This window comes from Acidicapsa borealis, from assembly GCF_059115245.1.
Genome location: NZ_JCACNY010000001.1, coordinates 2,712,810 through 2,734,974 on the forward strand (window position 1 = coordinate 2,712,810; position 22,165 = coordinate 2,734,974).

At 55.2% G+C, this 22,165-nt stretch carries 16 protein-coding genes; 3 read left to right on the plus strand and 13 right to left on the minus strand.

What is annotated here, in order from left to right; genetic code table 11:
* Window positions 1-227: 227 nt before the first annotated feature.
* The 4 genes from AC5S27_RS11210 to AC5S27_RS11225 form a co-directional block, all read right to left on the minus strand.
* Window positions 228-1,046: a hypothetical protein gene (locus AC5S27_RS11210; RefSeq protein ID WP_493934647.1), complete on the minus strand. Its 819-nt coding sequence runs from the start codon at window positions 1,044-1,046 to the stop codon at window positions 228-230.
* Window positions 1,046-2,080, minus strand: a complete 1,035-nt coding sequence (locus tag AC5S27_RS11215) for a hypothetical protein (RefSeq protein WP_493934648.1) — start codon at window positions 2,078-2,080, stop codon at window positions 1,046-1,048. The genes AC5S27_RS11210 and AC5S27_RS11215 overlap by 1 nt, the downstream gene beginning before the upstream one ends.
* Before the next feature lie 592 nt (window positions 2,081-2,672).
* The gene (locus tag AC5S27_RS11220; protein ID WP_493934649.1) at window positions 2,673-3,251 is read right to left on the minus strand and encodes a hypothetical protein; all 579 of its coding nucleotides are present in this window, start codon (window positions 3,249-3,251) and stop codon (window positions 2,673-2,675) included.
* On the minus strand, window positions 3,218-4,717 hold the full coding sequence (locus AC5S27_RS11225) for a hypothetical protein (RefSeq protein WP_493934650.1): 1,500 nt from the start codon (window positions 4,715-4,717) through the stop codon (window positions 3,218-3,220). The genes AC5S27_RS11220 and AC5S27_RS11225 overlap by 34 nt, the downstream gene beginning before the upstream one ends.
* 115 nt (window positions 4,718-4,832) lie before the next feature.
* On the opposite strand from AC5S27_RS11225, the gene AC5S27_RS11230 reads away from it, so the two are divergent.
* From AC5S27_RS11230 to AC5S27_RS11240, 3 genes are all read left to right on the plus strand, one after another.
* Entirely contained in the window at window positions 4,833-9,959 is a 5,127-nt protein-coding gene (locus tag AC5S27_RS11230; protein ID WP_493934651.1) for an NACHT domain-containing protein, read from the plus strand.
* A 65-nt stretch (window positions 9,960-10,024) separates the two neighbouring features.
* Window positions 10,025-10,684: a hypothetical protein gene (locus AC5S27_RS11235; protein WP_493934652.1), complete on the plus strand. Its 660-nt coding sequence runs from the start codon at window positions 10,025-10,027 to the stop codon at window positions 10,682-10,684.
* Between the two features lie 18 nt (window positions 10,685-10,702).
* Window positions 10,703-11,335, plus strand: a complete 633-nt coding sequence (locus AC5S27_RS11240) for a hypothetical protein (protein WP_493934653.1) — start codon at window positions 10,703-10,705, stop codon at window positions 11,333-11,335.
* Between the two features lie 80 nt (window positions 11,336-11,415).
* Here AC5S27_RS11240 and mobF read toward each other — a convergent pair whose 3' ends face one another.
* From mobF to AC5S27_RS11285, 9 genes are all read right to left on the minus strand, one after another.
* Complete coding sequence (gene mobF / locus AC5S27_RS11245) at window positions 11,416-14,163, minus strand: MobF family relaxase (protein ID WP_493934654.1); 2,748 nt, start codon at window positions 14,161-14,163, stop codon at window positions 11,416-11,418.
* A 9-nt stretch (window positions 14,164-14,172) separates the two neighbouring features.
* Window positions 14,173-16,173, minus strand: a complete 2,001-nt coding sequence (locus AC5S27_RS11250; protein ID WP_493934655.1) for a type IV secretion system DNA-binding domain-containing protein — start codon at window positions 16,171-16,173, stop codon at window positions 14,173-14,175.
* 4 nt (window positions 16,174-16,177) lie between these two features.
* Window positions 16,178-16,555, minus strand: a complete 378-nt coding sequence (locus AC5S27_RS11255; RefSeq protein ID WP_493934656.1) for a hypothetical protein — start codon at window positions 16,553-16,555, stop codon at window positions 16,178-16,180.
* Window positions 16,556-16,893: 338 nt separating this feature from the next.
* Complete coding sequence (locus tag AC5S27_RS11260; protein ID WP_493934657.1) at window positions 16,894-18,045, minus strand: RepB family DNA primase; 1,152 nt, start codon at window positions 18,043-18,045, stop codon at window positions 16,894-16,896.
* A gap of 91 nt (window positions 18,046-18,136) precedes the next feature.
* The gene (locus AC5S27_RS11265; RefSeq protein ID WP_493934658.1) at window positions 18,137-18,529 is read right to left on the minus strand and encodes a single-stranded DNA-binding protein; all 393 of its coding nucleotides are present in this window, start codon (window positions 18,527-18,529) and stop codon (window positions 18,137-18,139) included.
* Window positions 18,530-18,997: 468 nt separating this feature from the next.
* Window positions 18,998-19,978: a TadA family conjugal transfer-associated ATPase gene (locus AC5S27_RS11270; RefSeq protein WP_493934659.1), complete on the minus strand. Its 981-nt coding sequence runs from the start codon at window positions 19,976-19,978 to the stop codon at window positions 18,998-19,000.
* A complete protein-coding gene (locus AC5S27_RS11275; protein ID WP_493934660.1) occupies window positions 19,975-20,781 on the minus strand; it encodes a VirB8/TrbF family protein in 807 nt (268 codons plus the stop codon). Before AC5S27_RS11275 ends, AC5S27_RS11270 begins: the two co-directional genes overlap by 4 nt.
* Before the next feature lie 162 nt (window positions 20,782-20,943).
* Window positions 20,944-21,861, minus strand: coding sequence for a hypothetical protein (locus AC5S27_RS11280; RefSeq protein ID WP_213803162.1), 918 nt, complete (start codon window positions 21,859-21,861; stop codon window positions 20,944-20,946).
* Between the two features lie 24 nt (window positions 21,862-21,885).
* A complete protein-coding gene (locus AC5S27_RS11285; RefSeq protein ID WP_493934661.1) occupies window positions 21,886-22,155 on the minus strand; it encodes a hypothetical protein in 270 nt (89 codons plus the stop codon).
* Between the last annotated feature and the right edge of the window lie 10 nt (window positions 22,156-22,165).

Below are 22,165 nucleotides of genomic sequence, written 5' to 3' on the forward strand. Positions count from 1 at the left end.
TCCACGAGTGAGTTGGCGATTTTGCGCAAACCGAGAAAAAGGATCGGCAAATTCCGAGTTGCCGATAACTCGCCCGACCGTCTACTGCTTGCTCTACACTTTGCACTGCGGTTTGATGATTGGCCGATCTCTGCCACATTCGATCCACGCGACGCACGAATGTGAGTCTCCCGTTCAAACCGGTTGGCTTGAGGTCCAATTCGATGGACTCAGCCCCCAAGTACGTTTCAGATTCCGAGCAAGGTGGCGTAATTCCGCCTAAAGACTGCGTCAACTTCTGGCTGCCGCTTTTTATAGAAACCGGATAGCAAGGGCGGTGCTTGGGCAACCGCTGTGTTGTAGCTCATCGCCAGCTCCAAGGCTCGGATTTCGGTTATTTGAGCTCCAGTCTCCAAAAGGCTAACAGCTTGTAAGTGAGAGTCGTTCGCTGAAACTTTCAGGTCCCTATACTGAGAACCCAATATCCAAAAATCTCCGGTAAGGAAGAATATGAAGATCGTGATGATGATGTGCGCCGTCAGATCGGAGGTTTGGTCCAACTTCCTGAGCTCAAATGCAGTGATGATGGCGGCGATGCAGACTCCCAAGCCAATCGCCCCAATTGTCCAAAAGCGTACTAAGCACTTCTGGGCGTAATACCTGGTCGAAAAAGACGACTCGAGGATCATTTCAGTCATCCGAAGAGGTCCTGCAGGTTTTCGAGAAAGCCAATAATCGGCTTTGGTAGGCTCGTTACACTCCCCCGTGATGAGTTCTATTGCAGCGCATCTTTCACGCGAAGGAGCTAGTCCCAAGCCTGATCGGAATTGGTCCATCCTCCGAGGCTCGTCTCCTTTTCCAAACCAATAGAGCGAGCGGTATTTCATCCACATTTGGGAAACTTGAATCGTAGCCACGCTCAAGATAAGAAATGCGTCTTCTACTGGACTTAGTCCAGTTATGCCTACAACAGTCAAACCCAAAAGAAGCACGCCTAAGTAGAGAGACCACTTCATGCATCTCTCGCTGCGCGAGAAGAACCAACGGGAAGCTTGATAAAGATTCATCAAAAGAAATCCACGCCAAAAATGGCATTCATCGTTACAAATGCGGTTTCAGCGCTGTTGTCATTGTAGGCTTGCCGAAATGCAATATTCGCATTTGCTGTGTCGGATTTTAGTGTCGCCACCTGCGTTGCAGTAAGATTCGGTGCTGGCACATCGGGTGCGTCAACGACTAACGAGCGAGCCGCGCCGGAAGCGTATGCAGCCGCAAGTGCGCCAAATGCAAAATCAAATGCTTGCGCGGTGTAGCTGACTTTCTTCCCTTCCGCCTTAAGTTGACCAAATCGCTTGGAAACGACTAACTCGATGTAGTACGACTGAAATTGATCGTCAAGCTGAGTCTTGTTCCAATATTTCAAGAGGCGTACGGCTTTGCGATATGTTCCTCCGTGATAATCCTGAAGATCTGCACAAATGTCGGTGTCCTTTCTAGGATTGGATCGCATCCACCCTCCGTTGCCGTCGGGAACGAGATAAAAGTTTTCGGAACCGTCATCGGGATGCAACAGGAAGCACGGTACCACGTCGAAGCCGATTCCATCAGATGCACTTGTTGCCGCTACCGTCATTTGCATGCTGACACAATGACGATCCGCGCTAACCTCCGACGAAGGATATGTTTTTTGAAGAGCGGCTTGAAATCCCTCCAACACCTTCACTGAACTCACATATTCGCCAACCTTCCATTTCGGCAAGGTCAGCCGGGTGGTTGCCGAATCCGCAGCTATTCGATATGGAAGGCGGTATCCATTGTTTATGTAAATCAAATCGCCGCCGTTCAGAGGAATGAAGAGATCGATATCGTCTAGCGGCCAGATCTTGGTGTGGCGTGCAAAAGATCCACCGAGAAAGTCCGCATCGGCTTTCGTGAGAATTTCGGGAAATTCGGCGTCAGCAGATGCCTTGTTCCTGAGAACGCCGCGAAGATAGTTTTGGCTTGTTGAGGCACTGCTGCGGGCGGTCACCGGAATAGCAATCTCTTCTTGAAGAAAACGGTCGAGAGCGAGACCAAGGGTAGTCAGTTCGGTTGTGCTCATCAGTAATCTGTCCTTTTGAATGCGGTGTTGAAATAAATGGTCCCCATTTGGACAGATCGTCAAAAGGACCAGCTATCAGAGGGAGCGTTCATTATCGCCTGAGAAAGATATGCCGTCAATGAACATGTAGATAATATGAGCGCGAGGTGCTCAAGTTGCAACATGTTGGAAACATGTTGGATATGCTGGGCTAGAAAATTAGGCCGAGAAGACAGAAGGCGTGGGCTCGTTGAGGGTTTGATAAGCTGACTAGGATCGCTCGAGAATGCTGGAACGGGCGAACCGATGTACGTGGTTTGTTGGGGTTGCATGATTCAAACCTCTACGGCGGGACGGCAGAGGACTTGGGTTCAAGGTCCCGGCCCAGGCCTAGGCATAACATCCATCCGAAGATGGACGTTTGCGACTCAGCCAAGCCTCTGACTTCAATTATTGGTAACAGGCCAATGCACTCAATGAATCGCTCGCGCCTGCCGAAAACACCGGTCCTGAGAAACGCCGTTCACGGTGGTTGGCTGGGAGCGAACTCCGCAAGTAGTGCGGCAGAACGATGCGCGGTAGACACCAGCCGGATCGAACATCAGAGGTAAAGCTACTTCGCTTTCACCTGCATCACGGCACGGCGGATACCCGTCGCTTCGGTCAAGCTGCATCCACAATCTAACGCAAGTTTGAAGAATTCCTCTGCCTTGCTCCCTGAATCGCCTGGAAGAGTCCGGGTTGCCTTCCGCGCATATTTGGAAAGAGCGTCCCAGTCGCGCATCTCATTCTTAGCAATTTCGGCAAATGCCAGGACGACCGGACGCGGCAAGTCGGCGCCGTTAATGAAGTACAGTAAGCACTTCCAAAAGTGGGGATGCTCGTACATCGCATCAGCAGAACCGGCGTTTTGCAGGAACCGGTCCCGTTTCGAAGCACGCGCGTCGGAAGGATTGTAGGCTTTCTCAGCGAAGTAACGAAGCCGCTGCTCTGGAATCGCGTGTCGTTGCATCAGGAGCTGGATCAGCTCTCGCGAAGCCACCCCTGCAAGCTGAACCCGCTGGTAATCATGATCCGTGCCAAGCAAGCGTTCTGCCTCCGATACCTGAGCGTAAAGGGCAGTTTCGGAATCCGTAAGTTCAATCTGACCAATCATGCTTATGAGAATAGCGAAACTATCGCTTTGAGACACCTGCGAATCCAGCTCGCGATGCTATCCCAGAAGAATCTCCAACGCCAACGTGCCTGCGGAGGCTGCCATCCTAGTACAGGGCCAACATGAATAGAGACACCGTGGGCGAATGATTCCTGATGGTATGGCGCGCCTCGGTAGAGAATCACGTCACATTTTTCAGCCAGCATCTGGTAGATGCTGTTAGCGGTTCCGCAACTAAAGAGCAGCGCTACAGCGAGGCGCTTGTCCCGGTGGGATGCTGTGACGGTCATATGCAGCGCCTTCGCGTCAGGCTCGCCTACTTCGACACTCCAGCCTGCATCGCGCAATGGACGGACCAGATCGCGCATACATTCTTCAGAAAGCAGAGCGCTCCGAAGCGTAACGCCGTTGTCGGAGGGCGTTTCTGGAACAAGCCGACCATGTTTTTGATAGGTATCCTGTTCGATCAGTTTCAGCTTCATTTGGACGTCAGCCTGCAGTCGAGCCTGCTGCCAGAGCAATGTACTGTCATTATTCATAGCGGGGAGCATAAACGACACAGAGTGGCTCGCGTCGTACCAGGATTCGATTGCAGCTAAGGTCGTGAGCGCAATTAGCAACCGGCTGAAGTTGGCCGGTTCTTGCCATGAAGAAGCCGTTCCATGTGCGAACATGTGCCGGTTGAGCCATGTCAACCCTTGATACGAGTCTGTATTGCAGAAAAAAAAGTCTTTGAGCCAACGGCGAAACGTCTCAAAGGCAAATACGCATTCATCTTGCGCAAAGAGATAATCAACGTTTTTGTATGTGTCAGGAGCCCACATTCCCTCAAAGTGGAGGTCAGCCGCTGTTCGAATTGCACGGTTGATTGCATGATCGATCTTATCTGGCGCAGATGCGTCCGGACTGAGATGCGCGGCAATTCTGGTGAGACTGCCTTCTATCGCGGGAATGAGCGCGGCGATACTAGACGCTTTATAGCCGCTATAGAAGCCGAGATAGGCTTCCCGAGCTAAAGGAACGATCTCCTGAAGACTTCTGGCCAGAGGCATTATCTGAGCGATACATACTGCCTTGAAAGCCAGCGTGTAGAGCGTTGACGTATGGTAGTCGAAAAGCTCGATCGCCCTTTCGTTCGTGCAGTGCTTAACCGCAGCCAACATCTTCTGAATCTTCCCCATCGGCAACCAGAGAGGGGCAAACCATTCCATCTTTTTCCATAGGACTGCTTCATCTTCTTTGGCCTGACGCCGCAGTTCCCACGAAGGGTCGCCAGTCGCGCTCTTTTTGGGAAAGCAAGCTTTTCCGCCGGCAACTTCCAATACGATGCTCGGTGTCGGATGGAATGGGCCGACATCGCGTAAGGTCGCTATCGGATTCGCTAGGCCCTTGCTTACTGCCCACTCCACGATGATCTCAGGCGTTAAATTCTCAAGCGAAGGTTCATTGAGCGCTCGCTGCCAGATGCCTTGAAACTTGCTATCGAGGTTTGACGACGACATCGTTCTCCTATGGGCAAAATCACCCGCAAGTTTGATTATCCGACTACACAGGGAAATAGGGTCTAATGGACTGTTGGAACAACAGCATATCTAGTGTTTCGGAGACGGGCGCAAGATGACGAGTCCAGCTTCAAGTGGTGGCGCGGGAACACATTTTGAGGGGAAAGTCGGTGCGAGCTATCTGCTGTCGATGCTTCTGGAGGTCGATGCCCGTGGTCTGCCCGGTTGCCGGATTGAATCCGTCCGAACACAGCGGAGCGAAGAAGGACATCCGCTTGATGACATCGTTATCCGCGGAGTCGATCAGAACGGCAATGCCGCGACTCTGGAAATTCAAGTAAAGCGAAGCATGACGTTCACCGCCTCCGATGAAGAGTTCCGGGATGTCGTCGCCCAGATGGGAAAGGCAGCGTCTCTCGAAGGTTTCTGGACGAACCATCATCAACTTGGAATCGCTGTAGCTCGCCCAACGCAAAGCACGGAGCCGTCCTATCAGGATGTCTTGGGCTGGGCGAGAAACCTAGAGGACGCGAAGACGTTCCATGAACGCCTGAATCGTACCGGGACGTCGAACCAAGCGATGCGGAACTTCGTATCGGTCTTCCGCAACAATTTGGAGGCTGCTGGATACGACCACGGAGACGAGTTCGTCTGGAAGTTGTTGCGTCGCGTACAGATTCTTGTCTTCGATTTCGACTCACCTGCGGCTCCAACAACAGAGCTCATGCGTGAACGATCGTTGCGTGCGCTTGAGAACGGAAGCTCCGCAGAAGCCTCGAAACTGTGGTCACAACTCATTACCTTGGCTGAGGATATGGCGGAGGTCGGCGGAAGTAAGAATCGCGCAGAGCTGATTACCGCCTTACACGCCTTTAGGTTGGTTGGAACGCGAAGCAATCGGCAGGCGCTCGCAACGCTCTTCGAAGAAACAGAACTGGCGATGAACGGCTTTGACGAAAGTGTTGGAGGAGTGACCCTCCTACGCGAAGCGCGTGTCCTGGCCGTCCAGGACGCGATGCAAAGTTCGCGCTATATCGAAATCCGTGGGGACGCTGGAGTCGGAAAATCGGGACTACTACGCCGACTGGCTGAATCTTCATCGGTGCAAGCTCGTCACCTTGTGCTAAGTCCGAATCGGGTGGTGGGACGCGGTTGGATGACACTTAAAGCACTCACTGGCTACGACGGCGATGGGCGCGACCTAATGAATGAGGTGTCCCTCAGCGGTGTCGAGGCCCTGTTCGTAGACAACCTGGATTTTTACAGTCCAGAAGAACGGGTGACGGTCGGCGATCTTGTGAGTTTCGCGTCACGGCACCCAACCATGCGAGTGATTGCTACCGCTCGTATCGACTTTGGCAAGCTCGAACCATCGTGGCTACCGAAGGACGCCATGACTCGTTTGGGAACCCCAGCTTTGCTTCAGCTTGACGAACTGAGTGGTGAAGAGGTTGATGAGTTGCGTACCGGTGCTCCGAGACTGGCTTCTCTTCTTTCGGAACAACATCCGGCGCGACAAATTGTAAGAAATCTGTTCCGGCTCTCTCGACTCGTTGAACGTAGCGATAACGACTCTTGGCCTGCGACAGAGGCGCAGATGGCAAGACATTGGTGGGAGCTTGCCGATGGAGCTGAAGACGCAAACCTACGGGAGCGCGCTCGATTCCTTGTGAAACTAGGTCGTCACGCGCTCGTATCCAATGAATTATTCGATGGTTCAAATGAAAGCGCCCAAGTAATCGATTCGCTCAAGCAAAGCGGCAGCATACGGGAGTATGGCAGGGATCGGTTTGCTTTTCGGCACGATGTCTTACGCGAGTGGGCGTTTGCGAACCTTTTCTTCGAAGATCGTGGGTTCACCTCAGTTCCGAATATTCAAGAGAGAGCGAACCCTGACCAAGCTCGCGGTACAGAATTGGCCGCGCGGCTTGCGCTGGAAGACTCCGAGGGCGTGCAACGATGGAAAGAGCTTGTCACAACGCTGAACGGATCACATGAGACCTGGAGAAGGGCGGCTGTTCTCGCAATCGTTCGCTCCGAAGATTCAGTGAAGCGCATGATGGTTGCAGGCCTTCTGCTATTGGAAGACGAAGGCGCACTCTTCAAGGAACTTGTTCGCTACACACTGGCAGTGGAGTTTGAACCGGCCCTCCGGCGCTTGCAAGGAGCAAACATTGAGCTTGGCCTGATCCCTGATAGCTGGAAAGTCCCTCGGAACAGGTCGGCTGCCCATCTCATCATGTGGTCGCTTGTCATGGTGGATCAACTGCCAAAGACCCTTCTTCCAGACGTTGTAAAGCTGTACTCCACATACATCATGGGAACCCTCGGAGCCGACCCGCTCACGAAGCTCATTCTTCCATACATGTATGAGTGGCTGACTGCGATTGAGGCTGAACACGAAGCTGATCCTTACGACCTGTCGAAGCGAGCATTTGGAGGAACTATCCAAAGGCCCCAGCTCAAGGTCATGGAGGAGGAGTGTCGGACAACGCTGTTGTTCTTCAGCCAGCACACACCGGAACTTGCGAGCAAATACCTTCAATCCTTCAAAGGGACAAAGAACAGTCAAGAGACGCGCATTGAAATTCTCAAGCTCAAAGGAACACTGGCGCAAACCGCTCCGAAAGACCTCGTTGATTTTGCCTTAGATACATTCATCAAAAAGGAGCCACGACGGAGGCGGCGAGGCCAATATGATGCGCTGCCAGAACGGCCATTCGAGTACACCGACTCACAATTTCTGCCGTCGAGTCCTGCACAAGGCCCATTTCTCGATCTCTTGGTTCATGCTCCACAAGAAGGCTTGCGTCTCGTCCACGACCTTGTGCGGTATGCCGTAGGCTTTGAGCGAGAGAATGAGCAGGATGACCGGCCAGTTTTGCTGGTTCGCAATGGCAAGCAGGAACGGTATGACTGGTCTGATTTTTATATGTGGTCTAGGGAGTATGGCAATGCTCCAAGCCTCGCCGTCTCCGCACTGATGGCATTGGAAGCATGGGGGCATCGTCGGATTGAGGCTAGAGACTCAGTCGAGGGGGTCGTGAGCGATATTGTGAGCAATCCTGCTTGCTCAACCGCTGTGCTGCTCATTGCCGTAGACATGCTCATTTCCCACTGGCCGGAATCTGCGGACGCCGCCCTCCCGTTCCTCGGATGTCCAGAGCTGCTTTGTTTGGAACTAGGGCGTCCTGGCCATGAAAATGTGGAGTTCCCCGATATCTTCGGCCTGAAGGATCTTCAGAAAGAGCCGAATGGATTAGCAACTCTAGACAGCCTTAGGCAGCGTCCTTCCAGAAAGGTCAGTCTGTACGATTTACTGACACAGGTCACATTTGGCCCGAACGACAAACGACGGGTCGTTCACACACTGCTCGACGACGCGAGTAAGCGCCTGGGCCAGCCGATGAAGCACTCCGATCTTGGTGACCCACGGATGATGGCTCTTCATGCTTTGAATGTCCTTGATCAAAAGAATTGGGTTGCTGTGGTCGGAGCCGGAGGCGAAGCGACAGGGCAATACCAATACAAGGCACCGCCAGCAGAAGAAAACCAGATGGGACCGATTCGAAAGAAGGCGGCGCCGCATCTGGAAGAAAACATGCTTCGAATGGCGATCTTGAATGAGCTTTATAAACGCGCGGAAACGACACAGGAGTTTCTAGCTCAAGCGGTGACGTGGGCGAAGAAGCACGAGAGCGTTTTTGACAAGCGACCGGGGTTCGATGCTTCTGGGGAATTTCTGACAATGACAGAGGCAGTCGTATCCACTGCAACGCTAGTAGCGCGCAGTGGTTCGATAGAGCTTCTGGAGCAGGAAGGCTCTTGGGTGCGATCCATATTCGAACGAGTGTACGAGGGTGAGGCTGACCCGGTTTATTTGCATCGGGACGGTTTGCGTTTCAATCCGCCAGCCATTGCTTTCGCGGGACAGGTTTTACTAATGCGTCGTTCCCGTCGTGCAGGAGATGAAGACCGCCTCCTACGTTTCGCATGCGCTGTCGGGTATGGAGCCGCTCACGGCTATGGGGCGACCTTACCCCTCATTCAGCAAACCGACCCTAAGCTTACTGCCTCTCTGATACGTTGTGCTTTCGAAGGAGCTATCAGGCCTGACAATGCCTGGAACATCTCGGAAACAGAAAAAGCTCAACGCAACAAGCTCTTGGAAGCCCGAATTGCCGACCGCATCCGACGCGAACAAAGCTGGCTAAATGGTGATGCGAGCGAACCGATGTGGCCAGCATTCCCGATAAAGCGTGCAAAGCCCAGACCGCCGCGGAAACGAACGCTTTCCCCCGAGACGCCCGAACCTGTCTCAAAAGAGTTGATGCATGTCCGAGTTGACTATCACCGCGCAGCTTTGTGGCTCAGACATAGCCGTCCACTGCTCGGAAAGTCTCCCGCGTCATGGCTGGCGGACATGATCGAGGCCTACCTGATCTGGACGCAGCAAGCGAACGGGTATGGAGGAGACAAGGAGGAGCGTTTTGAACGTGGCCCCTCTGAGTGGAATGCCGTCTACTTTGAAGCTGCAGCCAGGTGTATGAAGCACATGGAAGAGGAAGCGTTTGAACAGCGCCTCCGCGACTTCTTTACAGAGCTTCCGGACGAGCCCTTGATGGATACCGTGACACCGTTTTTACGCAGTGCCGATGTTGGCTATCTCGACTTCCAAACGCTTTCCCCCTCGCAACTCACTCGCGTTCGCGCTTTCGTTATGGCGCAACTGCAAAGCACGCGCATGTTCACATGGAACAAGGATCGGGACGAAACAAGCGTGACTTCGGATATCGCGCCGGCGTTTGCGGCTATCTGCTTCAACATCTACAACGCTCACTTCGCTCCATCGAAATGCTACGTTCCTCCAAATCTCATTCGAGACACAGATCCGTTTTTGCCGCTTCTTGAAGAGTTCATCGGCGCATGCCGTTCTCCGTTTTTGGCTTTTCTGTATTTGAACTACTTTGAGGTCGCACCGCACGAAGTTCAAGTGCCATACGTGTTAGGTTGCGCTGAACAATGGCTTGAACGGTTTCCCGAGAGCAATCAGTTCTGGGTCGAGTGGAGCGTCGGTCGTCGCATCTGTGCGGTGCTTGTGAAGATTCTGAACGAATCGCCAAAAGCGTTCGAAGCTGACGCGGTGCGGACGAGGCTTGACCGATTTCTGAGCCATCTAGTAGGCCTCGGCGTCACGGAAGCTCACGAAATGGAACGTCTACTGTATAGAGGCGGTGCCTAAGCATGGTTCCTCGTGCATCCATCCAGACATTCTTAGGCGCACTACTCAAAGACGCTGGATCGCTTATGTCTGGGTCCCTCTCAGTGGTTGCCGCAGCCCTTGCGCTCTTCTATAACGCAAGGTATGCCCGGATGACATTCGGGATATTTGCCGGCATCTGCGCGCTCATTGCTACCTATCGCATCTGGGCAACGGAGAGACAACAAGGTATCGCGGCAGAGGAATACCTTGTAGCCCCAGACCTGAAGATTGAACTTGGCAGATGTTATCGCTGGACGGGCGGCGGGGGGCCTTTCGTCCTTCTGGAAGCCACCGTAGTCAACCGCTCCGTGGGAATGGCAACCATGAAGCATTTCACAGTGACATTGACGCTTGAGGATGGACGAACTGTGAAAGACGCAGGTTGGACGACGGTCGATCCGTTCAACTTGGTCACAATGCGGGAACCCGGCACGGGTGCTGAGAACCTGGTCAACATGCAAACGGATGATCTTGCGGCGATTCTGAGCGAGAACTTGGTTGCACGCGGGCAGCACTTACGGGGATACCTTGAGTTCTATATTCCCGAAACGCTGAGTCTCGCCAACGCCAAAATCAAAGGAGAGCTGACCCTCACCGACTCACTAAATGTCGTTCACCGTAGTGGGGAGCAAACGATCTGGTACGTTGGCGAAGGCTGGCGAGGCGGCAACATGACGCAAGCTCACAAATCGTCAGGCATTTAAGGACAAAGCAAGATATCTATGAAGAACTTCTCTTATCAGATTCTCCATCCGTGGCACTGGTTGACGTACGGGCAGAACGCGACGGGGTTGGCCGCCTTAGCGGGCTTACTAGGTTTGGTGGGGTTGTATTTCTACACCCGGTATGCGCGCAGGATGATGGAACTGGGAGAGATCACGAACAGAGCCGCAATCACGCCTCTTCTGGTTTCAAGCGGGTCCGTCCAGTTGGAGACATCTGCCACCGAACACAGTCCAGCCAGTGAGTTGGGATTTCTCGATCCGACGGTCACTGCGGTTCGAGCTATTGTGACAATTCGGAACGTCGGCGAGGGGGCTGCAATTTATCTTGGTTCTTGGGCGCAGGTCGTAAGTGCAACGTTTCGGATCGACGATTCGATTTTGACTCGGACCGGTCATGTTACTTTGGGTGAACACACCGTCCACGAACTACTTAAAGGAGAAACGACGGAGGTGCAATTTGCACCTTTCAAGCCGTCGGATATAGGTGGACGCTTGTTATTCGTGATCGAATGCAGCGATTCGGTAAATGGGTTCCATCAGCTTCAAATGTTGTATTCAGGACTACCGAACGGCGAAGCTCATGTGGCCATGGTTCACCGCAAAGAGAAGTCGTCGAAGATTGACCTATGAGGAATCGGTTTCTTAAATAGGTCTTAGCATCTCCACTTGGAGGCTACCGCCGTGTTCTCGAAACATGGGTAAATCCCCAACTAGCGTACACCAAGGGATAGTCCCTGCTGCGTGGAATTGCCTTGTGTATTGCCAAAGCTGACAGCAGCACTCTTGCTCACTTCCTGGCTGAGTTTGCCAGCGAGCGAAGCAGCGTCATTGGTATAAATCTGTGCATCGTGCGAGGCGCGAGAGACGGACACGTAAGCGAATCTGCTCGAAATCAGCTCGGGATGAATCCCCGTATCAATGTTGACCAACACCCGCTCCGATGTGAGTCCCTGTGAGCTGTGCGACGTGACAGCGTAGCCGTGGTCCAGATGCCGCATGTCGTTAGCATCGAAGCGCACCACCCTGTCTTTTGTACCATCCATGCGAACGCTGATCTTGCCATCCTCTCCGATGTGCTGAATGGTGCCAAGGTCACGGTTAGCAACCTGCAAGTCTCTCGATGGAGCCGTAAATTGGATCTTGTCTCCAATCGCAAACTCCCGCTCGATCTCGCGGTAGACAGCGACGCCACGCAACCGTGAGGGATCGTAGGTCACTTGCTGGCCGTCCGCCTTTCGCACGGTTACGAGATTTTCAGGAGCATTGGTCGTCACGACCTGGGCATAGCTTCTGGCCTCGATGCCGTGTTCTTTGCTGCCGCGAACGTAGTGCAGCACATCGCCGGGCTGATAGCGTGCGGCCCATTCGCGGTCGGCTCCGGTCATGTCATTGCGCGGCGTGAGCACGCGCATGGAATGGTCCTTGCTGTCCAAGACTCCAAGCGTCTGCAACTCCTGCCGGACGGCCTGATTGATGGTGCGGCGCGAAGTGTTATCCGGCGACACGATGAGCGTATTTTCGGGATGGGCAGAATAGTCTTTGGCGATAGCTGCGACCCGTTGTTCCGGATCAACGATCTCAGTGATGCGGCCCTGCTGCGCCAGCATCTCAACGCCCACAGCGGTTTCATTGTTAGATAAATGCTCTACGGCTTTGAGAAGTGCGGCATCCTTCTGGCGCATGATCTGGTCAAGCTGCGCCGTCCTCATGCCCGCCTCCTGCAACTGCTCAAAGGGCTTCCCGGCATCGACGCCCTGATGCTGGCGAGTGTCGCCAATCAACAGAACCTTGTCCTGCGGGCCAATCTTATTCAGGAAGTCGCGCATCTGCTGTGTCGATGCCAACGAGGACTCATCGACTATGTAGAGATGCCTTCTCGCGGGATCGTCGGCGGCTTGCAGGCCGCCGCCCGCGAGGAAGCGTTGCAACGTGTCCGCCTGAATTCCGGCGTCTCGCAATTGCTTCGCAGCACGCGATGTCGGCGCAAATCCTTCCACAGAGTAGCCGTTCTGTTCCGCTCCTTCACGGATGGTTGCCAGGACTGAAGTTTTGCCGCTGCCTGCCCGTCCCTGCAATCCCTGTACGCGGTCATAAGAAATAAGCACTTCTTCGACAACCCGCTTCTGTGCGGCATTGAAATGAGGACGGGAATCTACGAGCGGGACCGCGCTTTCAATCCCCATAATCTGCGGTGCGCGGCTCTGTCCGTCTCGCACCTTCTGCACGATTTCATTTTCGGCTTTGATGGTCGCCGCGGTGGTGAACCTGCGCCCGGCCTTCGAGTCATCGTCAACGATTTGTTTGAACTCGCCGGAGGCGATGCGGGTCTCGAAGCTGGCGCGGACCTCCGGGTAGGTCATCTCACCCATACCCCGGCGCAACGCATCCACGTAGAGAGCGCGTTCGTCTACAACCGCCTCACGCTCGAAGCCCTTATCGCGGGCGAAGGTCACAGCTTCGCGCACCTGTTGTTGGTGTTCCTTGGCGGGTGCTTCTTGCGCCTGCCCCTGTCGGCGCGCTCGCGCCTCGACAACAACTCTATCGGCCTGATTGCCGAACTCATCGGCTATCTGTTTGTGCGCCGCGAGGATTTGATCGGGAGACAGAATCACCTTCCGATCGCGGGTGTTGTGTGCCGCGATTTGCGCAGCCTCCGGGCCAGTGAAGCCACTGCGAGAGAGGGCTTCCTCTATCTGCTGACGACGTGGGCTGGATGCCTCAAGATAGGCTGCCGTATAGCCCTTCACATCAGGTGCGCCGCTCTTACCGGCTTCGATTTCATAGCCAAGCTCGCGCAGCTTGTAGGTCAGGTGGGATTGATAGACGGCGGTGGCGAACTGCTGACTTTCAAAAAGAGAATGCGGTTGCAAGGCCCGCATGTTTCCGTTGTCGCCTTCGGTCATGTTGAAGATGACGACATGCGTGTGGAGCTGCGGCGCAGCGTAACCATCGACCGGACGGGCGGTGTCATGCTCGAACTTCGCCGCCGCAAACTTGCCAGTAGTCTCGGCGGGATTGTTGCCGCCGATGCGAGCCTGCGTGTACTTCTCCAATTCATTCAAGGCGACGTTCACGGCTTCGCGGTGTGCTTCGCGCACGCGGTCATCGCCACCGACAAGGGCGGTCAGAGAGATGGACTTGGGTGCGGAAAACGTGGCATCCCAACCGGCTCGGTGCTCGACCGGAGAGATGACTTTGCCATCCGCGTTCTTGTATTCATGGACGACGCGATGCGATACCAACTGCTTGCCGGTATCCGGGTGTTGACCTTCCGACAAACAGGCAAACTCTTCCGCGCCCACGGCTCCAGACAAACCAAACTCAGAGGCCAGCTTGCCTTGCCATTCGCCCTGAATGGTGTCGCCCTGCTTCCAGTAGTTCTGGTCGGCGGCGGTGAACTCTTTGGCATGATAGGTCTGTGCCTGGGACGCGGAGAGCGGCTTCGAGATGTTCAGCATGGCAGCTCCTTATCCCTTGAAGGTGAGGGCCTGTTGCTCGCTGGTATCGTCCTGCACGGTGACTTCCTGCTGTATCTCGTGCGCTGCGGCAGGCTCATTGGGTTGTGGCTGAGGTTCGACGGGAGCAGCGGATGGCTGCGGCTCTTGTGCCAATTCAGCCGTACCGGGTTCCGTCTTTGGGATATACGGCAGCTTGTCATCTGGGCGTTCGCGCAGCTCGAAGGGCTTGGCGACCTCCGGCATATCGAAGTACGGAAAGGAAAAGTACGTGACCTTGTTCTGATATTTCATGAAGGCATGAAGGTCCGGCAGACCGGAGATTTCGGACTCCAGCACCAACGGCTCAACCTGCCTCTCAATGGTGAAATTGTGTCCTGCGCGTGTCCCATCGAAGTGCGTCTCACGCAGACGTTCGATCTCGACTTTGCCGATGAACTTGGACACCCATTCCCCGGCATTCGGCTCCTTGGTCGTAAGCCAAACGCTGGTCGCAGGCTGCGACAGCATCACCTCGGCTAGATGGCCGTACAGATACTCCAGCTGCGCCTTGCCCTGGAAGCCAAGCAGCACGGGATTCTGACCCTTTCTCCCTTCGGTGATGGCCGTATGAAGCTGCGGCAACTTCTGCAAGCTCGCCAACTCATCAATGACGAACCATACTCGCTTTTGCTCTTTGGTCGGTTCATTCAAGAGCCGCAAAACCAGCCAGTCAATCCATAGGCTCTGCAACGGACGGAGGGCTTCGCGCTCTGCTGGAAGCGACGTAATGAAGATCCACCCTTTCCGTTTCTCGGCCCATTCCGTTGCCGTCCATGCGCCGTTGCCTTCGCCTCTCTTCGGGAGCAGGCGCAGGCTGTCCGCAACCAGGCCAAGCGAGCCGAGAACACCGGCACGCTGTTGCTGCGCTCGCGGGTCAATCAGGTGTGCGTGTTCCGTCCCTTTCAGCCTGCGGTCGATCTCATCCGGGTTCGACATCCACTGCACCAGCTCATCCGGCGTCGGCCTGTAGGCCATCAGGAAGGCAAAGATTTTCTGCGGTGACTCGATGAAAAACTCTCCCTTACGATCCTGTGGTGGTTGAAAGAGCGACGCGGCCAACGCCTTTGCTTCGGAACGGCTGCGCAGGTCTTCGGCTGGCCCCCAATATGGGCAGCGAGCGTCTAGCGGATTGAGAATTACGTCACCACGTGATGGATCGTAGAACCGCTTCACGAACTCGCGGGCAGGGTCATACACGATGGCGGAATCGCCACGACCCTGCACCTGCCGGAGCACTTGAAATAGCAAGGCGGACTTGCCTGAACCTGTGTCGCCGATGATCTGCATGTGCTGCGCTTCGGCCTTCGCCGGAATGCGAATCATCTCTTTCATGTCATCGGTTTTGAAGCCGATACCATCGCCCTTGACGGCTCGATTGAACTCCTGCGGCGTGAGACGTTCTGGGCCTTTCAGCCGCCGTCCATACTTGAGCGCCTTCTGCCGCTTCACGTCTTTTGTGACGGCGAACGGCAATAGGAGCAGGAAGATGCCAGCGACGCAAATCAGCGGGATTTTGAGCGTGGCCGACAGGTCATTCTTATAGATGGCGACTTTGAGGTAGTCGCACAGCCGGGCGTCCACATAGTTCCGGACCGGGCCGCGAAAGAGCAGGTCGTTTCCGTGCTGAACGGCAGAAGGGGAGAGCGCCAGTGGAATGATCTTCCCGCCCGGCTCGATGGTCTTTCCATGCACGACGTCATTAGTCATGGCAGGGCTTGGCTTTATGCCGCGTCCTGCCAGAAAGAGCATCCGGTACTGGCTGCGATGCGTCCGGCTGAGTGATCCAAGAAAGGATGTACGTACATAGACCGGCATATAAAACCGCTGCAACGGCGTACCGACAAACCGAAGTCGAGCATAGACAAACACGACCGTCAGAATGATGGCGGCGAAAATCGCGCCATAGGTATAGATGGGCCGGTGTTGCGGCCAGATGATCGTCTCCTTGCGACCCCACATCGTCTTTGTCATTGCCTTATCTCCTTCCTTCGGCCAGGAGTTTTCCGGCCAGCTCATGCTTCGCCGTACCGATCTGGTCCAATAACTTGTCGAATGCTTCGGGTGTCATCGTTTGCCCGATAGCAACCGAGCGCAGCGCATTCACGAGCAGCAAACGGACGCCTACGATCTCCGGCAGCATGACCGTTTCTGCCCCGGCTTCTGTTCGTGCGGCAACAGCATCCAATGCCAGGTCGCGCAACCATTCGCCGGTTGTCTTGGCTTCCGCGCTTGCGGCATCCTCTACGGCGCGATATTCCGTCGCCGTGACTTTGGTCGTGAGCGTCTGGTTTCGGCTCTCACGGCCACGAATCTTGCCGCGTTTTGTAGTCATCTGTGCATCAAGAATCGCCATGCCGCAGTGCTCCAATTCTCGAAAATTGCAGGGAGCTAACTAGCTCCCTGATTTTCGTAAGTCCTGTACTTTGCCACGGAACCCATTAGCTCCCGCAGGGAGCTAAACAGCTCCCTACTAGGGGTGGAGTGTCGAAATACACCCGGTGCGCAGCACCGCTCTGGTACTGCCACGGATGTAGAGGGAGGATCATGCTCTCGAACCCGCCACAACTGCCGGTGTTTGGGGAGCGGATGATGCAGCGGAGACCGGCTTCTTTGCCGATGCTTCCGCACCATCATTGGCACTGGCACGACGCACGCGAAGCGTCGGCGTAATCCGTTGTGCTTCCGGCGACTTCAGATACTCCTGAAAGTCGCGGTCTTTAGCGAAGACATACGTGAGCGCCTGCTCCACGACATCATCCGCAGAAGCATGGATGAAAGCGGCATATTGATCGGTCTGCAAAGCAGTCGTATCCGTGAGACGGATGGAAGCGCTGAGGTGGCGAGTTTGGGTGACTTCAAGTAGCGGCATTGCATTCTCCTTTGGGTTGAAATCAGGCGGTCTTTCGATGGGCAATCATGCGCTGAGCCGGTCGCTGCAATCTCCCGCGCACGAGTGGAGTAAAGTACCGCGGAAAGCTCGGCACGGCGGCGGGACTCAAGCATCGTGATTACGTCATCAATGGCGATTCCTTCGATGAGCCAGAGGCGAGCCGAAGCGACATCGACAGTGCGCTGCGCGTAGTAAAGAGGATTGGGCTTGTCGGAGCGGCGCGAAGCCAGCTCCCTCGTCAGCTTCGTGGCATCTTTGCCGTGAGCAAGCTCATGGGAGACCCATGCCCAATCGTTCTCGGAATGGCTATGCTTTCCCGTCTGCCCCTGGGGCGGAATGACGTGGTCGAAGAACATGGCATCGACCGCGACCGCGTCCAGCCCGAAGTCATCGGGAGTCCAGATGGAATCGTCGGGATATTCGGCCGTGACTCTGTACGCCGGATCGTACTTCCGATTGAGGAATCCGGGGACGCGAAGGACACGGTTGCAGTCGGTGCAAGCAGGATCTCCGCCGAAGGCGATGGCGAGCAGCTTGAGCATCTGCTCTTGACAGGCAAAGTCGAAGCCTTCCACGCGCCAAAGCACCTGATACTTGCCCTGCGACGTAGACAGAATCGAAGTCGGCGGCGGCACCAGCTCCGATGCCAGGAGCGCAGCGAGTCGGGCATCTCCATCCGTGTCGATGTCTATATACAGATGCCGGACGGAAGCGATGCTTTCCTTCGTGCGTCTGCGGCTGCCGGGGAGAAGCGGATTGGCAGCGACATAGACGTTGTTGCGGCCATGCTGGTTCTCGTAGGAGAGCCACGCCATGTACCGTGTTTCTAAAGCCTGCTCCAAGCGCACGACTCGTTGCATCGGAGCAGCGCCATTCTCTCCCCGCAACAGGACGGCTATCGTCTCTTCAGGGGCAAAGCAACGTCTGAGGAAGCTGGCGGCGATTTGACTCATAGCGGAACCTCTTTGCGAGTACGATCATGCGGGCCTAAGCAGTAAGAGAAGCCCGGTGATGTGCCGGGCTTCACCATGCGAAGGAAGGGGCCTATTCGGCCTCTTCCTCTATGGGCATCTCATCGAACTCCTGCTCGTCTGCGGCGGCCTTCTCCGCGCGATCGAGCTTGAGGATGGAAGTCACCCGGACGCTATCGGTGCGTACCGGCTTCTTCGCCTTCTTGGGCGTGTACTCGGTGTGGCGAATCTCACCCTCAACCTGGACGTGTGCGCCCTTCTTGAGCGTGGCCGCGAATTCACCAAACTTACCGAAGACGATGCAGCGATGCCATTCGGTATGCGAGACGTACGCGCCGCTCTCTTTGTCCTTGTAGGAGGTCTTGGTGGCAACCGAGAACGTGGTGAACTTCTGGTCGTTTTTGCCGTTGCGAATCTCTGCGTCGTTGCCGAGGTAGCCGATGAGGGTTGCGCGATTGAGGTACATGGTGGTGTCTCCGTTTCTGAATTCCCGAACTTTGTTCGGGTCACACCGGGCGAAGCCAAGCGAATGGGCGCGACTCCCAAGGCCGAAGCTCTGCATTTACGGTGGGTCCGTCGAAGATGGAAACCGTAACCCGGAGGGTGCGTAGCAAAGCAGAAGAGCGAGCCTGCCGCCGGGCGTCGCATAGGCCCCGAAGCAGTGACCGAACATGGACGGAATGGAACTTGGGAGACACACTCCAGAACCACGCACACCCTCTGCTTCCTGACGACGCTATCCATCGGCAAACCAAAACCACGTCTCTGCCTGACCTCCGTACAAAGAGGCGCGTCTTGCGTCCCGATTCGCTCGTCTTGAAGTTCGGAGCGGCCATGCTCAAGAGCACATGCCAGAGGCGAGGCGTATTCGCTACATCATGCTCAAGAAGGTCTTTCATGCCGGTAGGCTCCGATTCGGGTTTCCGTCCTTGACTTATGCCGCGCTTGCCGTCGTGGAAGCTCGATAGATGTCTTCCGTAAGGAAGCACTGCTCGGCATGGCTGTAGCCGTTCACGGCAATCACCTCGCGCACCCGGCGTTGGCCCGTATGATCGCGCTCGCAGTACAGAACAAAGTCGATGGCTTCTGCCGTCTCTGAACGCATGAATGCGTGGTTGAGATTGGGCCTGGCACTCAGGGCCAGATTGGAGAGGCGGTTCAACGCGTCAAGCGCCGACTTCGCATGAATGGTGGAGAGGGTGCCGCCATGCCCTGTATTCATCGCTTGCAGGAGGTCATACCCGCACTCATTGCGAATCTCGCCCATGATGATTCTGTCCGGCCTGTGGCGAAGCGCAGCAGCCAGAAGCTCGCTCGGGGTGATGGCAACCTGGCCGGGAATCTCCTCGACGGCCTCCCAACGAACTGCGTTGGGATGAGATACCTTCAGCTCGGCGGGTTGCTCAATGATGAGCAAGCGTTCGCACTCCGGAATATGGTCAAGGAACGCCTTCATCAGAGTTGTCTTCCCACTACCGGTTCCACCGCTGATAATCCCGTTCCTTCTGTCTCCAATCAGACGCACGACAGTATCCCGAACATGGGGCGGCATACTGCCCGATGCAATCAGCTCATCGGAGCTATACCAGCGGTTGAATTTGCGGATAGTGAGGGTCGGCCCGTTGATCGAAGATGGAGGGCCGACAACGGCAACGCGCGAGCCGTCCGGCAAGCGGGTATTCAGAATGGGATTCTGTGTGGTGAGGTCTTGCCCGAGGATACGAGCGACACGCTCTATCGCCGCCTGGAGTCGTTCATTCGTGTATGGCGCAGTGAGCGGGATATGCTGCACAACGCCACCACGATCTGCGTAGACGCCCGTAGTGCCATTAATCATCAGGTCTGAGATGGACGGGTCTAGCAGAAGCTCGCGCAACTCTGGCGGAAAGAACGGGAGGATCAGTTCGTAGCTCACCGCGACACTCCCGCCGCCGAGGTTGGCGCAGCCATAGAAGTTGTCCCTGCTGCTCCGACTATGATCGGATCTACGGACACACGGTTTTCATGGAACTCGGTGATGGTCAGTCCCAGCGGATTGATGAACTCGTATTGTGGGTAAATCTTCGCCTGATCGCTGACCTGTTTGGGATTCAGATAGTAGGTCACACTCAGGAGCCAATGCTCTGTGCGCGGTTCCCGCGAATGGCTGGGAGAGTAGAGCCTGTCGATGGCGATAAGTGCCGTGCCACGGGCGATGGCGGCACCTTGCACAGTCTCCTGGGACATCGACGTGATGGTGACATTCTTGACATTCACATCGCTCTGCTCGATCTGGCCTGCCACTACTTGAGAAACGAGGTGGTTCTGGTTGTCTTCGAGCATCAACTGCGAGGCGAGCGCTTGCCCCATGAAGTAGTAATTGAGCGAGTATTTCTTCCCAATGGTGTCGCGGTTGATGGTGTAGCGATAGTTGGCCCAGTCCATGAGGTACGTGCGTACTTCGCCCTCGCGCGGACTGTAATTGAGATCGCTGTATTGGATCGCCTGGGCGCGGCCCATCTCGTCGATGCGAACGTAGCGGTTGACAATGGGCCGATGCGCCAGGGACCAGTTAAGGCACATCGACCCGCAGAGTAGAATCGTCCCACAACCGAGAATGAGGCGGTATGCTTTGCGCTCGGCATAATGAGAGGAATAGACCTCATTGCCGATGTGGTCTGCGAGCAATGCCTGCTCTGGCGTTACGTATTGCTCATGGACTGCCGTGTGTGTGGACATGGGAATGGCTCCTTTGCTCAACCGCTTGGAAGATCACATAGGTGTAGATAGCTCCGGCCACTACAGAACCTAGAAGGATCAGGACAATCGCCAACCTGACGATCCGCAACCGCAATATGCGACGAACAAATGCGACTTTTAGTGCATAGTCGAACATGGGCCTTATCCTCCTCCTGACATTCCTAGCGATGCAGCCGTGCCAGCAACCTTCGTGATGCTTTCAGCCATTCCCGCCGCTCCACCAAAGATTGCTTGAGTCATGCTCGGAATAAAGAGCATGTTCACGATGAATGCGACAAATACCATGATGCACGGAATGAGATTGGCAAGCCACATCTCCATTGAGTAATTTCCATTGAACGTCTGCTGGATAAAGGCGTTCATAAAACCACCCCAAACGAAGATGAATGCGGCTGCTACAGCCCGAATCATGGCGAAGCTAATAAGCACGTCAAGGAAGTGAAAGAACTTTGCTCGAAACGTCTTTGTCATCAGCAACGGAACAAAGATAGGACCAAACAGTGCGGTCACTCCATAAAGTATGAAGGCACTGCAATTAATGACGAAGAGGATGGCCGACGCTATGCCTAACAAAGCCTGCACCACGAAGTAGCAAAGGATCTGAACGGGAGCCATGAGAGACGGCATTGCGGTATTGTCGCCAGCGGTCTTGAAGAGCTGGAGAAGGCTGTCGAGCGAGTTCTGATCGAACGCCGCGACCATCGCCTGCGCGATGTAGGAAAAGAAGTGATTGATGCCAAAGCTCGCGCCGGGGAACGGGTTAACCCAATAGCTTTCGAGCAGGCAGCAAAGGATGAGCCGGAGCAGGAAGTTGACTAGATCGCCTGCGTGGACCGGCTGAGCATGGAAGCGCAGAGTCATGCTCGTGGTATTCCAGTTGATGACCATGCTGATGAGGGTGAAGAGTGCGATACAGCTAAGTTCCGTAAGTCCAAGCTGGGTCAACGCGCCACCGTTCTGCGTGGTGAGATTGGTCAGATTATTGGTGAACTGATACAGCCAATCGACGCCGGAACTTGCGCTCGGTAATGCTTGTGCCAACAATGCCAGGGAAACCATATCGCACACTCTCTCAGGTGAGGTTTAGGGGATGTACTTCTGCCATGTCTTACCTTCGTGGGCAGCGGCGGAGCTGTGCTTCTTCTTGTCCGCCTCTACACGCTGCCGGAATGCCTCATCACGCTGGCGCTGATCTTCGGCCTCCTTCTGCTGTTGCTGAAGGATGGCCGCTGCTTTTGCGGCGGCAGCGGCGGCTTTCGCCGCCTCATGCCGCTGGTAGGTCAATGCGCCGCCTATCGCGGTCAACGCCGCGAGGATGGCAAGCAGTATTTTCGTGTTGATCGCTTTCAGCATCGGGTCTCGG

Coding starts and splice junctions, on each gene's coding strand:
- AC5S27_RS11225 (WP_493934650.1), bottom strand. CDS start 4,717: ATGTCGTCGTCAAACCTCGATAGCAAGTTTCAAGGCATCTGGCAGCGA.
- AC5S27_RS11210 (WP_493934647.1), bottom strand. CDS start 1,046: ATGAATCTTTATCAAGCTTCCCGTTGGTTCTTCTCGCGCAGCGAGAGA.
- AC5S27_RS11215 (WP_493934648.1), bottom strand. CDS start 2,080: ATGAGCACAACCGAACTGACTACCCTTGGTCTCGCTCTCGACCGTTTT.
- mobF (WP_493934654.1), bottom strand. CDS start 14,163: ATGCTGAACATCTCGAAGCCGCTCTCCGCGTCCCAGGCACAGACCTAT.
- AC5S27_RS11240 (WP_493934653.1), top strand. CDS start 10,703: ATGAAGAACTTCTCTTATCAGATTCTCCATCCGTGGCACTGGTTGACG.
- AC5S27_RS11255 (WP_493934656.1), bottom strand. CDS start 16,555: ATGGCGATTCTTGATGCACAGATGACTACAAAACGCGGCAAGATTCGT.
- AC5S27_RS11265 (WP_493934658.1), bottom strand. CDS start 18,529: ATGTACCTCAATCGCGCAACCCTCATCGGCTACCTCGGCAACGACGCA.
- AC5S27_RS11230 (WP_493934651.1), top strand. CDS start 4,833: ATGACGAGTCCAGCTTCAAGTGGTGGCGCGGGAACACATTTTGAGGGG.
- AC5S27_RS11285 (WP_493934661.1), bottom strand. CDS start 22,155: ATGCTGAAAGCGATCAACACGAAAATACTGCTTGCCATCCTCGCGGCG.
- AC5S27_RS11250 (WP_493934655.1), bottom strand. CDS start 16,173: ATGACAAAGACGATGTGGGGTCGCAAGGAGACGATCATCTGGCCGCAA.
- AC5S27_RS11280 (WP_213803162.1), bottom strand. CDS start 21,861: ATGGTTTCCCTGGCATTGTTGGCACAAGCATTACCGAGCGCAAGTTCC.
- AC5S27_RS11275 (WP_493934660.1), bottom strand. CDS start 20,781: ATGTCCACACACACGGCAGTCCATGAGCAATACGTAACGCCAGAGCAG.
- AC5S27_RS11235 (WP_493934652.1), top strand. CDS start 10,025: ATGTCTGGGTCCCTCTCAGTGGTTGCCGCAGCCCTTGCGCTCTTCTAT.
- AC5S27_RS11260 (WP_493934657.1), bottom strand. CDS start 18,045: ATGAGTCAAATCGCCGCCAGCTTCCTCAGACGTTGCTTTGCCCCTGAA.